Source organism: Streptosporangium sp. LJ11 (genome assembly GCF_051918945.1).
In the GTDB taxonomy this organism is placed as follows: Bacteria; Actinomycetota; Actinomycetes; order Streptosporangiales; family Streptosporangiaceae; genus Streptosporangium.
Map to the genome: position 1 here is coordinate 1 of NZ_JBPXMB010000008.1, position 12,493 is coordinate 12,493.

At 72.0% G+C, this 12,493-nt stretch carries 12 protein-coding genes and 1 pseudogene; 6 read left to right on the forward strand and 7 right to left on the reverse strand.

The annotated features are described in order from the left end of the window. Window positions 1-288: 288 nt before the first annotated feature. Window positions 289-606 (reverse strand): hypothetical protein, encoded by a 318-nt coding sequence (locus ACTOQ3_RS13490; RefSeq protein WP_440083735.1) that lies wholly within the window; start codon window positions 604-606, stop codon window positions 289-291. Then, the gene (locus ACTOQ3_RS13495) at window positions 557-2,863 is read right to left on the reverse strand and encodes a BTAD domain-containing putative transcriptional regulator (protein WP_440083736.1); all 2,307 of its coding nucleotides are present in this window, start codon (window positions 2,861-2,863) and stop codon (window positions 557-559) included. The genes ACTOQ3_RS13490 and ACTOQ3_RS13495 overlap by 50 nt, the downstream gene beginning before the upstream one ends. Window positions 2,864-3,052: 189 nt before the next feature. On the opposite strand from ACTOQ3_RS13495, the gene ACTOQ3_RS13500 reads away from it, so the two are divergent. Beyond that, complete coding sequence (locus ACTOQ3_RS13500; protein ID WP_440083737.1) at window positions 3,053-3,649, forward strand: NADPH-dependent FMN reductase; 597 nt, start codon at window positions 3,053-3,055, stop codon at window positions 3,647-3,649. Window positions 3,650-3,677: 28 nt separating this feature from the next. Here ACTOQ3_RS13500 and ACTOQ3_RS13505 read toward each other — a convergent pair whose 3' ends face one another. Next, window positions 3,678-3,869 carry a hypothetical protein gene (locus ACTOQ3_RS13505; RefSeq protein WP_440083738.1) on the reverse strand — a complete coding sequence of 64 codons (192 nt, stop codon included), beginning with the start codon at window positions 3,867-3,869 and terminating at the stop codon, window positions 3,678-3,680. Between the two features lie 52 nt (window positions 3,870-3,921). Next, on the reverse strand, window positions 3,922-4,863 hold the full coding sequence (locus ACTOQ3_RS13510) for a hypothetical protein (RefSeq protein WP_440083739.1): 942 nt from the start codon (window positions 4,861-4,863) through the stop codon (window positions 3,922-3,924). A 130-nt stretch (window positions 4,864-4,993) separates the two neighbouring features. On the opposite strand from ACTOQ3_RS13510, the gene ACTOQ3_RS13515 reads away from it, so the two are divergent. The 5 genes and pseudogenes from ACTOQ3_RS13515 to ACTOQ3_RS13535 all read left to right on the forward strand — a co-directional run bounded on the left by ACTOQ3_RS13515 (window position 4,994) and on the right by ACTOQ3_RS13535 (window position 7,939). Then, window positions 4,994-5,506, forward strand: coding sequence for a SigE family RNA polymerase sigma factor (locus tag ACTOQ3_RS13515; RefSeq protein WP_440083740.1), 513 nt, complete (start codon window positions 4,994-4,996; stop codon window positions 5,504-5,506). Further along, window positions 5,493-6,233, forward strand: coding sequence for a hypothetical protein (locus ACTOQ3_RS13520; protein ID WP_440083741.1), 741 nt, complete (start codon window positions 5,493-5,495; stop codon window positions 6,231-6,233). The genes ACTOQ3_RS13515 and ACTOQ3_RS13520 overlap by 14 nt, the downstream gene beginning before the upstream one ends. 452 nt (window positions 6,234-6,685) lie before the next feature. After that, window positions 6,686-6,751: pseudogene (locus ACTOQ3_RS13525) on the forward strand (hypothetical protein); the annotation flags it as partial. Between the two features lie 306 nt (window positions 6,752-7,057). Further along, window positions 7,058-7,300, forward strand: a complete 243-nt coding sequence (locus tag ACTOQ3_RS13530) for a hypothetical protein (RefSeq protein WP_440083993.1) — start codon at window positions 7,058-7,060, stop codon at window positions 7,298-7,300. Window positions 7,301-7,420: 120 nt separating this feature from the next. Continuing rightward, entirely contained in the window at window positions 7,421-7,939 is a 519-nt protein-coding gene (locus tag ACTOQ3_RS13535; RefSeq protein WP_440083742.1) for a COG4315 family predicted lipoprotein, read from the forward strand. Between the two features lie 321 nt (window positions 7,940-8,260). Here the strand turns inward: ACTOQ3_RS13535 and ACTOQ3_RS13540 are convergent, their stop codons facing one another. From ACTOQ3_RS13540 to ACTOQ3_RS13550, 3 genes are all read right to left on the reverse strand, one after another. Further along, window positions 8,261-10,672, reverse strand: a complete 2,412-nt coding sequence (locus tag ACTOQ3_RS13540) for a GH1 family beta-glucosidase (RefSeq protein ID WP_440083743.1) — start codon at window positions 10,670-10,672, stop codon at window positions 8,261-8,263. A gap of 253 nt (window positions 10,673-10,925) precedes the next feature. Continuing rightward, window positions 10,926-11,555: a TetR/AcrR family transcriptional regulator gene (locus ACTOQ3_RS13545; RefSeq protein ID WP_440083744.1), complete on the reverse strand. Its 630-nt coding sequence runs from the start codon at window positions 11,553-11,555 to the stop codon at window positions 10,926-10,928. Window positions 11,556-11,686: 131 nt separating this feature from the next. After that, window positions 11,687-12,490, reverse strand: coding sequence for a hypothetical protein (locus ACTOQ3_RS13550; protein ID WP_440083745.1), 804 nt, complete (start codon window positions 12,488-12,490; stop codon window positions 11,687-11,689). Window positions 12,491-12,493 lie beyond the last annotated feature (3 nt).

Here is a 12,493-nt window from a genome sequence, read left to right on the forward strand (position 1 = left end):
CTTCAAGATCCGCGTCTGCGAGGGCACCGACAAGTTCGACGACTGCGGCCGCTGGGGCGACGCCTTCTAACCCCCTCCCGCACACCGACCCGACACCGACCCGATCGGTCTCCCCCGCTCGAACCCGGCCGGCTCCCCAGGGGGCCGGCTTCGTGCTGTCCGGGGATTCGTGCCGCGCGAGGGCGTCGGCCGCCGGCCCGGGGCGATCGGGGACTGCGCGGAGACGTCGGCCGCCGGCCGGAAACGATCGGGGACGAGGGCCCCGCGCACCGGTCCGCCCGGTGCGCGTCAGGGCACGGCCACCTGGTCGACGAGCGATCTGGCCTCCTCGGGCGTCAGGTCGCCGCCGTGTTCGAAGCAGGACGCGAAGTCGTCCCCACCCAGCGCGTCGCGTGCTCTCGCCGTGATCCTGTCGATGTCACCGCGCTCGGCGGGCGCCGGGGGCATCGCCGTCGCCAGGCGGGCCGAGGCCGCCGCTCCCAGTAACAGGGCGGCGTGGCCGTGCTCCCCGGCGAGGGACAGCGCCCCGGCCAGGCCCTCCATGGCGCGTATCACGTCACGGAAGGCGTCGAGCTCCCGGGCGACGGCGAAGCTCTCCAGGTGCATGGCTCGTGCCGTCGCGGCGTCGCCGCGCTCCTCGAAGACGAAACCGAGCTCGACCAGGATCATCGGCAGGTGCACGAGGTGGTCCGTCTCGCCGCCCTCCCGCTTCGGGGTCCACTCCAGGATGTTGCGCAGGTGCGTCTCCGCGAGGTCGAGCCCGCCCGCCCTCCTGGCGGCGTAGGCGAGCACCGTCTCGGCGAAGATCTGCCCGGCCTGGTGGCCCTGTTCCGCGGCCAGCCGCGCCGCCCGCTCGCCCGACTCCCGGGCCCCGGTCGGCCACCGCGCCGTCGAGCGCGGCGCGGAGATTGGCGGCCTCCGCGTCGAGGCGGCGCAGCCACCGCCGCTGGTCGTGCCCGTACAGGTGCCGCTCGGCCTCCTCGGCGAGCTCGGTGTAGTAGCGCCGGTGACGCCGCCGCAGCGGCTCGAACTCACCCGCCTCGTGGACGCGTTCGACGCAGTAGGCGGCCACGGACTCCAGAAGGCGGTAGCGGGGGCCGTCGGCGGTGTGGGTGACGGTGACCAGGGAGCGGTCGACCAGGCGTGCCAGCAGGTCGAGCACGTCGGCGGCCGGGAGGTCGTCCGCGCCGCAGACGGCCTCGGCGGCGGACAGGGTGCAGCCACCGGCGTGGACGGCGAGGCGGCGCAGGGCGAGGCGCTCGGGGCCGGTCAGGAGATCCCAGCTCCAGTCGATCATCGCGTGCAGCGTCCGCTGGCGGGGCGGGGCACCGCGATGCCCGGTGGCCAGGAGACGGAAACGGTCGTCCAGGCGGTCGACGAGGCCGTGCACGCCCAGCGCGCGCACCCTGGTGGCGGCCAGCTCCAAGGCCAGCGGGATGCCGTCCAGGCGGCGGCAGAGCGTGGCGACCGCCGGGGCGGTGTCCGCGTCGAGGGTGAACCCGCGGGTCGTCGCGCGGGCGCGGGTGACGAACAGCCGTACCGAGCCGGTCCGTTCCAGCGCGTCGAGGTCGGCGTCGGCGTCCGGCGTCTCCAGGGGCGGGACGTTCCAGACCACCTCACCGGTCAGGGCGAGGGGCTCCTGGCTGGTGGCCAGGACGCGCAGGCCGGGAACGGCTCGCAAGAGGAGTTCCGCCAGTTCGGCGACGGGCTCGACGAGATGCTCGCAGTTGTCGAGCACCAGCAGCAGCCGCCGGGGACGGAGCGCGCCGACCAGCCGGTCCACGGGCTCCCCCGGACCGGCGCTGTCGTGGATGTCCAGCACCGTCGCGACCGCGTCGACCAGCGAGTCCGTCGTCGGAGCGCCCGCCCGGTCGAGCGCGGCCAGCTCGACCAGCCACACGCCGTCGGGGAAGGCGTCCGTCAGCCGCCACGCGGTCTCGACGGCGAGGCGGGTCTTGCCCACCCCGCCGGGACCGGTGAGGGTCACCAGGCGGTCGGCGCGCAGCAGGGCGTCGATCTCGGCGATCGCGTCGTCCCTGCCGACCATGCCGGTGAGGGGCGCGGGCAGGTTCGTGGCGGGCCTGGCGGGGGGAGAGGCCGGTACGGCGGGCGGGTCGAGTGCCGGATCCCGGGCGAGGATCGCCCGGTGCAGGGCGATCAGCTCGGCACCCGGGTCGAGGCCGAGCTCGTCGGCGAGATGGGCGCGGAGCTCCTCGTAGCCGTGGAGCGCCTCGGTCTGCCGTCCGGAACGGTAGAGGGCGAGCATGTGGGCGGCGCGCAGCCTCTCCCTGAGGGGGTGCCGGGCCGGCAGGTCGCCCAGCTCGGCCGCGAGCCGGGTGTGCTCGCCGAGGGCGAGGCGGGCCTCGGCGTGGTCCTCGTGGGCGGTGAGCCGCTGCTCGTGCAGGTGGGTGATCATCGCTTGGGCGAAGGGCTCGTCGGTGAAGTCGGCCAGCGCGGGACCGCGCCACAGGGCGAGCGCGTCGGCCAGCAGCGCCGCCCTGGCGCGCGGGTCGCCGGTCCGCCCCGCCTCGGCGGTCAGGGAGAGGAACCGCCGCGCGTCGACCGCGTCGGCGTCGACGCGCAGCACGTATCCCGGAGGGGGCGACACCACCAGCTTCCTGGCGCCGGGCTCGGCGTCCTCCAGGGTTCGGCGCAGCTGCGAGACCTTGGCCGACAGCGCCCCCGCCGGGTTGCCCGGCAGGTCCTCGCCCCACAGGTCGTCGACCAGCCGATCGGCGGGCACCGGGCGCCCCTCGTGGATGAGCAGGTCGGCGAGGAGGGCGCGAACCTTCAGCCCGGGGACGGCGACAGGCCTGCCGTCCGTCGTCCACACCGCCAGCGGTCCCAGCACCCCGAAACGCATGGACGCCACCATAACGCGGCACGGCGTCGCGAGGCCGGGCCGTACGCGTCTGCCGAGGCCTCCGTGCGAGAGGACCGGACCCATGCCGTACGGCCAGATTCGGGTGGTGACCGGAAGCCGAGCGTAAACATGCCGTAAACGCCCTTCGGCAGGGTGGGACACATCACGTGGGAGCGAAGGAGGCCGGGGATGTCGAAGACGCAGGACGGCGACCGGTTGCGGGTGGCGGTCATCGTCGGCAGCACCCGCAACGGCCGGTTCGGTCCCACGGTCGCGGCCTGGTTCGCGGGGCGGGCTCGCAGGCGGGTGGATCTGGAGATCGACCTGATCGATCTGGCCGACGCCGCCCTGCCGCAGACGCTCACGGACCAGGACGAGGCGCTGCCCGCGCCGGTGGTCGCGCTGGCGCCGCGCCTGGCGGGTGCCGACGCGTTCGTGGTGGTGACTCCCGAGTACAACCGGAGCTTCCCGGCTCCGCTCAAGAACGCCATCGACTGGTTCCACCGGGAGTGGCAGGCCAAGCCGGTCGCGGTCGTCTCCTACGGCAACGACTCCGGCGGCCTGCTCGCCGCCGCGCAGCTGCGCGAGGTGTTCGCGGAGCTGCACGCGGTGGCCATCCGCGACGGTGTCGCGCTGCCCCGCTACTGGGAGCGGTTCGCCCCCGACGGCAGCTGGCCCCGGGCGAACGCGGAGTGCGACGCCACCGTCAAGACCACCCTGGACCAGCTGACATGGTGGGCCCGCGCGCTGCGCGAGGCCAGGGCCGCACACCCCTATGAGGCCTGAGTACGGGAACGCGGCTCGGGATCGGCCATCATGTCCGGGTCCTGGGTGAGGCGGCCCACCGGGCACCCCGCGGGGCGTCCCGCTCCCGGCCCGGATAGGCGCTGATCCGCTCCAGCGGAGTCCCGGAGGCGGAGAACTCCGCCTCCGCACGGGCGCGCAGGTCGTCGGCGCTGCGGGCGATCGCGGCCGGCGTCAGGTCGGGTCGGCTCCCGCCGGGCACGGCCCCGGCTTGGCGAAAGAGCGAGGGGTGACAAGCTCACCCAAGTGCGCCGCTACGGCAGGGCGGGCACAGCCGGCGCGGTGTTGGTCCAGCCGGCCTCGAGCATGGTCCGGGTGCGGGTCTCGTTGAGGGACAGCTTGCCACTGATCTTGGTCGTCTGGCTCTCGGACAGCAGAAGCATCGTGCCGGTGTCCACGATCAGGTAGGTCGTGTCCTTGATCGTCAGTCCGTCTTTCTGAACGGCCTTCGGGTGGTCGATCGACAGGGCCGCGCCGGCTCTGCCCATGCTGTCCTTGGACTCTCCCCGCGAACGGACAGCGGGCATCGTCAGCAAGGCCTGGTAGGCCGCGGCGCGGACGTTCTTGGGCGCCGGAAGCTGAGAGAGCATCCCCGGCAGCGCCCCGGTGACGTACTGGTCCACGTCGTTCTGCTTGACCCGTTGGACCCGCGCGGCCTCGGAGAGCCAGGACTTCAACACGTTCGGGTCCGCGGGCAGTCGCTGGACCTCGTCGTATGTCAGCCGCTGCCCGGCCAGAAAGAACTTGTCGTCGTTGCCACGTACGGGCCCGACGTGGCCCTTGTCCGGCTCGGTCGACAGCTTCACGACCTGGCCGTCGGCCGTGCGGGTCCACTTGGCCGGCGAGCCGTCGCGGCGCCACGCCTTCCGGTCCGCCGCGCTCTTCGGGTACGCCCCCGCCTTCCGGTATCCGAACCAGGCCTTGCCGTCGGGCGCGGTCCACGTCTCGCTGAGCCTCTGCTCCACCACCCAGTAGCGATTCGCGCCGCTGCCCATCTGGCGGGGACCGGTGTGCTGGGTCAGCACCCTCGTATGCCAGTAGGCGCCTTCCGGCGGAGCCGACTCGGTGGCCGCGAGCCGTGTCTCCGGTGCCTTCATGACGCTCGGCAGGCCCAGCAGGGCGACGGCGCCCACGGCGGCGGCCAGGCCGGTGCCGACGGCGATCAGCGGCCGGACCGGTGCGGTCGCGAGCTTCATGTGTTTCCTCCAGAGGTTCGAAGTGATGTCCCCCAATACGCCTGAGCGCCTCACAAGGTTGCCTGCGACCCCCGGGCAACTGTTGGAGGATGCGAGGCGTATTAGGAGGCGTGAAACGGGACAGACAGACGTGAGCGGCGCGGAGCACGACTTCGGCGCATTTGTAGCCGCAAGGGCCTCCACCCTGCTGCGGGTCGCCTACCTCGCCTGCGGGAACGAGGCGGAGGCAGAGGACCTGCTGCAGACGGCGCTGGAGCGTACCTACAGGAACTGGGACAGGGTGCGGCACGACAGCCCCGAGCCCTACGTGCGCCGCGTCATCATCAACACCGCCATCAGCCGGGCCCGCCGCCGGGCAATCCTGAGCATCATCCCGATGCGCATCCTGCCGGAGAGGGCGGCGCGTTCGACCAACGTCGATCTGCGCCACCTGCTCATGGACGCGCTGCGTGGCCTGCCTCCCCGGCAGCGCGCGGTGGTGGTCCTGCGGTACTGGGAGGACCTCAGCGAGGCGCAGACCGCGGAAGTGCTCGGCTGCACGGTCGGCACGGTGAAAAGTCAGACGTCGAAGGCGATGGCCAAGCTGCGTGCAGCGCTCGGCGAGGCATCCGTGGAAGGAGTGATCGACAATGCTCACGCTTGAGGAACGCCTCCGCCAGGTCATGGCGGACGAGACCGCGAGGCTGCACGCCGCGCCCGACTTGGCGGACCGGGTCATCCGGTCCACGAGGCGGACGAGGACGCGGGGCAGGGTCGCGGCCCTGGCCACGTCGGTGGCCGTCCTCGCGGCAGGCCCCCTCTACCTGACGGTGGCCCCGGGCGCCACGCAGACGCCCGCTGTGTCGGAGACGCCGGCCGTCTCCGAGACGCAGGGGCCGCCCGCCATCGACGACACCCCGCCCGTGCCGTCCGCCCCTCCCAGCCTCGGGGACCTGGGCGACGGGAAGACGCTCAAGCACCTCAAGGTGGGTTACCTGCCCGAGGGTCTGCAGTGGAGCCACTGGTCGGTGGACCACGGCGACAGCTACTCGACCTCGTGGAACTTCGACGGCGACAAGCACGGCTTCTACTGCGTGCAGATCTTCGTGTACGAGGGTGAGGCCGTCCAGGAGGTCGACGACCGTGTGCAGTGGCACCGCGACGAGGGGGAGGGCGAAGAGGTGACCGTCGGCGACCGGACCGGCTATTCGGTCATCGCAAACGTCGGCGAGGACGGCATGAAGGGCACCCCCACGCTCATCCTGAACATGGGGGAGCAGCGGCGGGCCGAGATCATGTTCAGCCCCACGTACGCGAAGGAATTCCCCAACGCCAAGGCCGTCGACCGCGAGCTGACCAAGATCGCCGAAGGTCTCACCGCCGACGACTAGAACCCTCTCTCTGCTCACTGTGTGACATGCCAATCACAATGGGTGGCAGCGCTGCGGGTATGCAGTGCTGTCACGCGAGCGGAAGGTCGGGTCGGCTGGATGCCGGGCCGGCCACCGGTAGCTCCGACAAGACAGTGCGACTACGGCGACTGTGAAGGCCCGTCGCCCGGCCCGTACACCAAAGGAATACAACGCTCAGTGATTCCTGAAGAGTTGCGGGGCGAGCATTCAAGCTCGGTACCCCCACCTCAAGTGACCACGGGTGATCAGAGTGGTGTTCCGTAAGGGGATCCCTCAACGGAACACCACTCAAGCCGGATAGACCCCCAGGTCGGCGTGTTCCGTATAGGTGTTCCGCGAACTGTTCCGGTGAAGGTCCCCTATTCGGAACACTTGAACGCGTGAACGGAGCCCGTGTCGGCTACGCCCGCTGCTCCACCGACGAACAAGGTGTGATCATCCAGACCGAGCCGCTCCTGGCCCCCGGCGTGCCGCAAGACCGGATCCACCTCGACCGCGGGTTCTCCGGCACCACCCGCCGCAACCGCGCCGGCCTGGACCAGGCTCCGGCCGCCGTGTGGGACGGCGGCGTCTTCACCGCTCCGCGCGGCGACGGCAGTGACGAGCTCGGCGTCGGTGCTGTCCACGGTGACATCGGGGGGCTCGCGCCGCCGGAAAGGGAACGGTCTCACGGTGTGTCTATCGCACGGCCCGCACGCGCCGGTTCACCTAGGTCAGCACTTTCGCGATTTGGCCCCTGGAGAAGCCCTCTCCCGAGCCCCCGCCGCTCCGCGATCCCGCGGGCCCGGCGTGCAGCACACCATATGGAACGCGACCTCAGCCACGAACGCACCATGGACGGCCTCGCCGCCGCGGACGCCCAGGGACGCTACGGCGGCGGGCCTCCCGCCGTCGCCGACGACACCCTGGCCATCGCACGCGCCTGCCAGGCCCGTGGGCCCGGTTTCCCGCCCCGGCTCGTCCCCGTCCGCGGACGTTCATGGGCCGCGGACAAGCGATCTGGCGGTTCGGGCGGGTCGGAGTGGGTTCAGGCGTACCGGGCGTGAGACGGGTCTCGCAAGGGCGGGCAAAGGCATGTCCAAGCGATCCGTGTCGTGGCCCCCAACCGGTGCCGCAGCGTGTCTGCTGTCCAGCAGTAATGGCACTGCTTACCTGGAGGGTCGGAGATGAGGAAGTTGCTTCATGCCGGCGTGCTCGCGCTCGGCGTGCTCGCAGCCGGATGCGGCGGCGCCGACGACGGGAGCACGACCGAGCCGATGGTCGCGGACCAGGTCAAGGCGTCGCCCACCTCGCCAGAAACCCCCACCTCGTCCTCGCCGGCGACCAGGGCCAAGGTCGAGCTGGGAGAGACGAGTATCGGAAAGGTCCTGGTCGGAGAGGGAGGACGCACGCTCTACCTCTTCGAGAAGGACAAGGACGGGAAGTCGTCGTGTTCCGACGCCTGCGCGCGGGCGTGGCCGCCGTACGTCACGGACGGGAAGCCCGAAGCGGGCCAGGGCGTCAAGGAGGACCTGCTCGACACCACCGAGCGGGACGACGGCACGACGCAGGTGACCTACAACCGCCATCCCCTCTACTACTTCGCCAAGGACACCAAGGCCGGTGACGTCAAGGGGCACGACGTCGACGGCTTCGGCGACGAGTGGTACGCGGTCGACGCGGACGGGAAGAAGGCGCGCGACTGAGCCGGACCGAAGGAATGTGAACGAGCGCAACTCGGGGGGACGTGAACGAGCGCGTCCATGAGGCCGGATCCCCGGACCTCCGGGAACCCGGGAACCCGGGAGTCCGGGCCGGAGGCGGCGGGCACGGCGTGCCGGCCCGCGACGCGGGCGAGCCCGCCGGCGAGACCGTGAGGATCGCCCCGCCCGGGGCGCGAAACGTGAAGGGCCCGCCGTCGCCCCGGCGGGCCCTTCACGTTTCGCGCCCGCGCCTTCGTGGAGTTCTCCGCCCGCGCCTTCGCGAGTTCTTCGCCGGTCGAGGCCGGTCGAGGCGCGGTCACCCCGTCAGGTGGACTCCCGGACGACGAGCTCCGTGGGCAGGATCGTCGACGACACGGGACCGCCGTCGATCTGGCGGAGAAGCAGGCGCACCGCCGCCCGCGCCTGGTCCTCCCGGGGCGCGCGCACCGTGGTGAGCGCGGGCACGGCGTAGGAGGCGGCCTCGATGTCGTCGAATCCCGCGATCGCGACGTCGTCCGGCACCCGCCGCCCCGACTCGCTCAGCACCCGCAGGGCACCGATCGCCATCAGGTCGCCGGCCGCGAAGACCGCGTCGAGCGCCGGGTCGTCGCGCAGGAGCTGGCGCATCGCGTCCGCGCCCGAGGCGAGGGTGAGATCGCCGACGGCGATGATCGACCGGTGCCCGGTGTCGCGCAGGGCCTCGCGGTAGCCCCTGAGCCGGTCCTGCGCGGCGACCGCGTCCGGGGGCCCGGCGATCGCGGCGATCCGCCGCCGTCCCCTGGCGAGCAGGTGCGCGACCGCCGAGGCGGCGCCGCCCGCGTTGTCGACGTCGGCGTACGCGGCGTGCGTCGCCACCGCGGGCCTGCCCAGTGACACGACCGGGATGCCCGTACGGGCCAGCGCGGCGGGCAGCGGGTCGGTGCCCTGCGTCGATACGAGCACCACCCCGTCCACGTGCCCCGAGGCGGCGTACTGCTCCACCCGGAGCCGGCCGGCCGTCGAGTCGGCGAGCATGAGGGTGACGCGCTTGCCCGACTCCTCCAGCTCCCGGGTGGCCGAGCGGACGGTCGCCGAGAACAGCGGGTCGTCGGAGCGGACTCCGGAGGGGGAGCCCGAGACGACCAGCGCGATCGAGTCGGTGCGCCGTGTCACCAGGCTGCGGGCCGCCGAGTTGGGGACGTAGCCCAGCTCGTTGACGGCGTGCATGACGATCGCGCGGAACTCGTCGCTGACCGTGTCCTCACCGTTGATCACCCGGGAGACGGTCGACCTCGACACGCCCGCGCGGGCGGCGACCGCCTCCAGGGTGGGGCGCTTGGCGCGCTCGCGGCGCAGCCCGTTGTGCCGGATCACCTCGCGGTACCACAGCGCGCTGTCCTTGGGCAGCCGCCGCTGCGTCTCGAAGTCGACGTGCACGATCCCGAAGCGCTTGTGGTAGCCCTCGGCCCACTCGAAATTGTCCAGCAGCGACCACACCAGAAAGCCGCGCAGGTCGGCACCGGCCTCGATCGCGGCGTGCGCGGCCCTCAGGTGGCCCTCGAAGAAGGCGGTCCTGTCGGCGTCGTGCACGCGGTCGCCCGCCACCACGTCGTCGAACGCGGCGCCGTTCTCGGTGACGATCAGGCCGACCTCGGGGTAGTCGCGCGAGAGCCGCGTGAGCAGCTGGGAGAGCCCGGTCGGCACGATCGCCCAGCCCATCGCCGTCGTCGGGGCGTGGGTGCCGCTGAACCGGATGCCCTCGCTGCCGGGGTAGGCGGCATTGGCCGGCTCGCCCGGCTCGGACCGCACGACGCAGGGGGTGTAGTAGTTGATCCCGAGCAGGTCGATGGGCTGGTTGATCGTTTCGAGGTCGCCGTCGTGGATGTGGTCGGTCCCGCCCATGCGCTCCATGATGGCGAGCACCGGCTCGGGATGCTTCCCGCGCAGGACGGGGTCGAGGAACTGCCGGTTGATGAGGCAGTCGATCAGGTTCACCGCCTCGGCGTCCTCGGCGGACGGTACGAGGTCGGGGTCGCTCAGCTGGCCGGGCGTCATCACCGGCGTGAGGTTCAGGGTGAGGGCGATCTCGCGGGCGCCCGCGTCGCGCAGCACCCGGGCGCCCAGGCCGTGGGCCAGCAGGAGGTGGTGGGAGGCGCGGAAGGCCTCCGCCGCCGAGGCGCGGCCCGGCGCGTGGATGCCGATGCCGTACCCCAGCACCGCGGCCACCCACGGCTCGTTGACGGTCATCCACGTCCCGACGCGGTCGCCGAGCCGGTCGTACATGATTCGGGTGAAGTCGGCGAAGCGGTGGGCAGTGTCGCGGTTGGTCCACCCGCCCAGGTCCTCCAGCGCCTGGGGGAGGTCCCAGTGGTAGAGCGTCACGTAGGGCGTGATGTCGGCCGCCAGCAGCTCGTCCACCAGCCGGTCGTAGAAGTCGAGCCCGGCGGCGACGGCGGGCCCCGAGCCCGACGGCTGGATCCTGGGCCACGCCACCGAGAACCGGTAGGCCCCGAGGCCCAGCTCCGCCATCATGCGGACGTCGCCGGCGTAGCGGTGGTAGTGGTCGCAGGCCACGTCGCCGGTGTGGCCGTCGGCGGTCCTGCCCGGCGTGTGGGAGAAGGTGTCCCAGATCGACGGGCCACGCCCCCCGTCTCGCGCGGCGCCCTCGATCTGGTACGCGGCGGTGGCGGCCCCCCAGACGAAGCCCTCGGGAAAGGCCAGGGTCTCGCCCCGGGTCGAGATGGTCGTTGCGGTCATCCTTCGAAAACCCCCGTTGGTTCTCGCGACTGCCAGGACGCGCGAGGCGGTGGCGGGGTCGCCGTCGTCCCGGCCGGTGGAAGTGGCCTACCGACATCATGGGACGATCGCGGCCCGGCGTCGAGAGGATTTCCCGACCCGCGTGGGAACGCTCCCACCCTGCCCGTTTTCATGATCGACGAAACAGTAACCGATGCCACCGACAGCGGGCACGCCGTTCTCCGGGGCGGAGAGGACCTCCAGGAGGCCGTTCTCAGGCTCCGGGGAGTTTCAGCATGCGATCGAGCAACTGGCGGTGATGGGCCAGGAGGCGTCGCCGCGCCCGAGGGTCGGTGGAGACGGAGTGTTCCGCCTCGGCGATCGCCTCGCCGTGCAGGAACCCGTACACGCTCCAGATCAGCGTACGCAGAAACAGGCTCAGGTCCACCTGGTCGTCGATCAGCCCGGCCCTGGCGGCGGAGCGCATCGCGTCGCGGGTGAGGTTGATGAGAGGGATCGAGTAGATCTGCTCCAGGTCGGGAAGATCGGCGGCGTCGCCGAGCCAGCGGTGCATCCACAGCGCGGGGATCTGCGGATTGTCGAGGCAGAACTCCAGGTAGCGCTCGGAGAGTTCGTACATGACGGCGGCGAATTCCTCGGGGCCGGCGGCGGGGAGCGCGCTGAGCACGTCCTCCACGAGGGCCTGTTCCGCCCGGCCGGCGTGGTCGATGACGGCGAGGTAGAGATCGTGTTTGTCGCCGAACCGTTGCTGCACCCACGTCAGGTTCTGCCCGGCCGCCTCCGCTATCCCCTGCAGTGACGTGCCGTCGTGACCGAACGCCGCGAAGAGCCGCGCCGCGATGTCGATGACCGCTCGGCTCTGCGGGTCGTCGGCGGGAATCATGATTCGATTCAAGTCCTCCGCACGGGTGAAGACGCCCTGGCGTTGGTTTTGACCTGGTCAAACCTGTGTGCGCGATGCTCCGTCCCGCCCGCGCCGAGAGGCGTGGGGCTCGTGGGGCGGGAGACCGCGGGTCAGGACGGGAGGACGCTCAGCTCGCCCGACCCGGTCAGGGTGGTGATCCGCCGCGGGGCGGCCGGGTCGCGCCGCACCCCGACGCTCGCGTGCTCGGTGCCGGTCCGCACGTCGTAGCCCTCCTCGTACTCCTGGCCGTCCGGCACCCTGACCTTCACGTCCCCGGACGTTCTCACCACGGCGCTGACGTCGTCCGGCGGGGCCGCGAACCTCAGGTCGACGTCTCCCGTACCGGTCTCGACGTCGGTCCCGGCGGACCTGAGGCCGGTGCCGATCACGTTCCCCGTCTGCGCCCGCACCAGCAGCGCGCCCCCCGTGCCGTCCGCGACCACGTCGCCCATGGCGGTGGAGAGGCGCAGGTCGCCCTGGATCCCGCTCACCGAGACGTGTCCGAAGCGGCGGGACGCCGCCTCGACGTCGGTGTCCGCGGGCACGCCCAGGACGTAGTCGGCCTGGCAGGCGGGGCCGCCGGGACGGTCGCCGCCGGGGCAGCGGACGTCGAGCCGGAGCGTCCGCCCGTCCCACTCCTCGGTGACCACGGGCCGGTCCCGGGTCCACAGGAGCGTCCGTTCCAGGTCCAGCCGCTTCGCCGAGCCCGGCACGAACGAGATGTTGACGTGGCCGGTGGCCTCCACGACGATCTTCGGTGAGGTGAGCGCCCGGGACTGCAGCGCGGTCTCGGTGTGCGGGCGGACCATCGTGATCTCGGCCCACGCCGCCAGGGCGGTGAAGGCCACGGTGAGCGCGGTGAGCGTCCCACCGGCGGCCAGCCAGGCGGTGCGGGCGTTGTTTCGTGTCGGCATGCT

Excerpts from the sequence above, each read along its gene's own strand:
- ACTOQ3_RS13490 (WP_440083735.1), bottom strand. The coding sequence starts at position 606 with ATGCACCTGGAGAGCTTCGCCGTCGCCCGGGAGCTCGACGCCTTCCGT.
- ACTOQ3_RS13495 (WP_440083736.1), bottom strand. The coding sequence starts at position 2,863 with ATGCGTTTCGGGGTGCTGGGACCGCTGGCGGTGTGGACGACGGACGGC.
- ACTOQ3_RS13500 (WP_440083737.1), top strand. The coding sequence starts at position 3,053 with ATGTCGAAGACGCAGGACGGCGACCGGTTGCGGGTGGCGGTCATCGTC.
- ACTOQ3_RS13510 (WP_440083739.1), bottom strand. The coding sequence starts at position 4,863 with ATGAAGCTCGCGACCGCACCGGTCCGGCCGCTGATCGCCGTCGGCACC.
- ACTOQ3_RS13520 (WP_440083741.1), top strand. The coding sequence starts at position 5,493 with ATGCTCACGCTTGAGGAACGCCTCCGCCAGGTCATGGCGGACGAGACC.
- ACTOQ3_RS13530 (WP_440083993.1), top strand. The coding sequence starts at position 7,058 with ATGGAACGCGACCTCAGCCACGAACGCACCATGGACGGCCTCGCCGCC.
- ACTOQ3_RS13535 (WP_440083742.1), top strand. The coding sequence starts at position 7,421 with ATGAGGAAGTTGCTTCATGCCGGCGTGCTCGCGCTCGGCGTGCTCGCA.
- ACTOQ3_RS13540 (WP_440083743.1), bottom strand. The coding sequence starts at position 10,672 with ATGACCGCAACGACCATCTCGACCCGGGGCGAGACCCTGGCCTTTCCC.
- ACTOQ3_RS13545 (WP_440083744.1), bottom strand. The coding sequence starts at position 11,555 with ATGATTCCCGCCGACGACCCGCAGAGCCGAGCGGTCATCGACATCGCG.
- ACTOQ3_RS13550 (WP_440083745.1), bottom strand. The coding sequence starts at position 12,490 with ATGCCGACACGAAACAACGCCCGCACCGCCTGGCTGGCCGCCGGTGGG.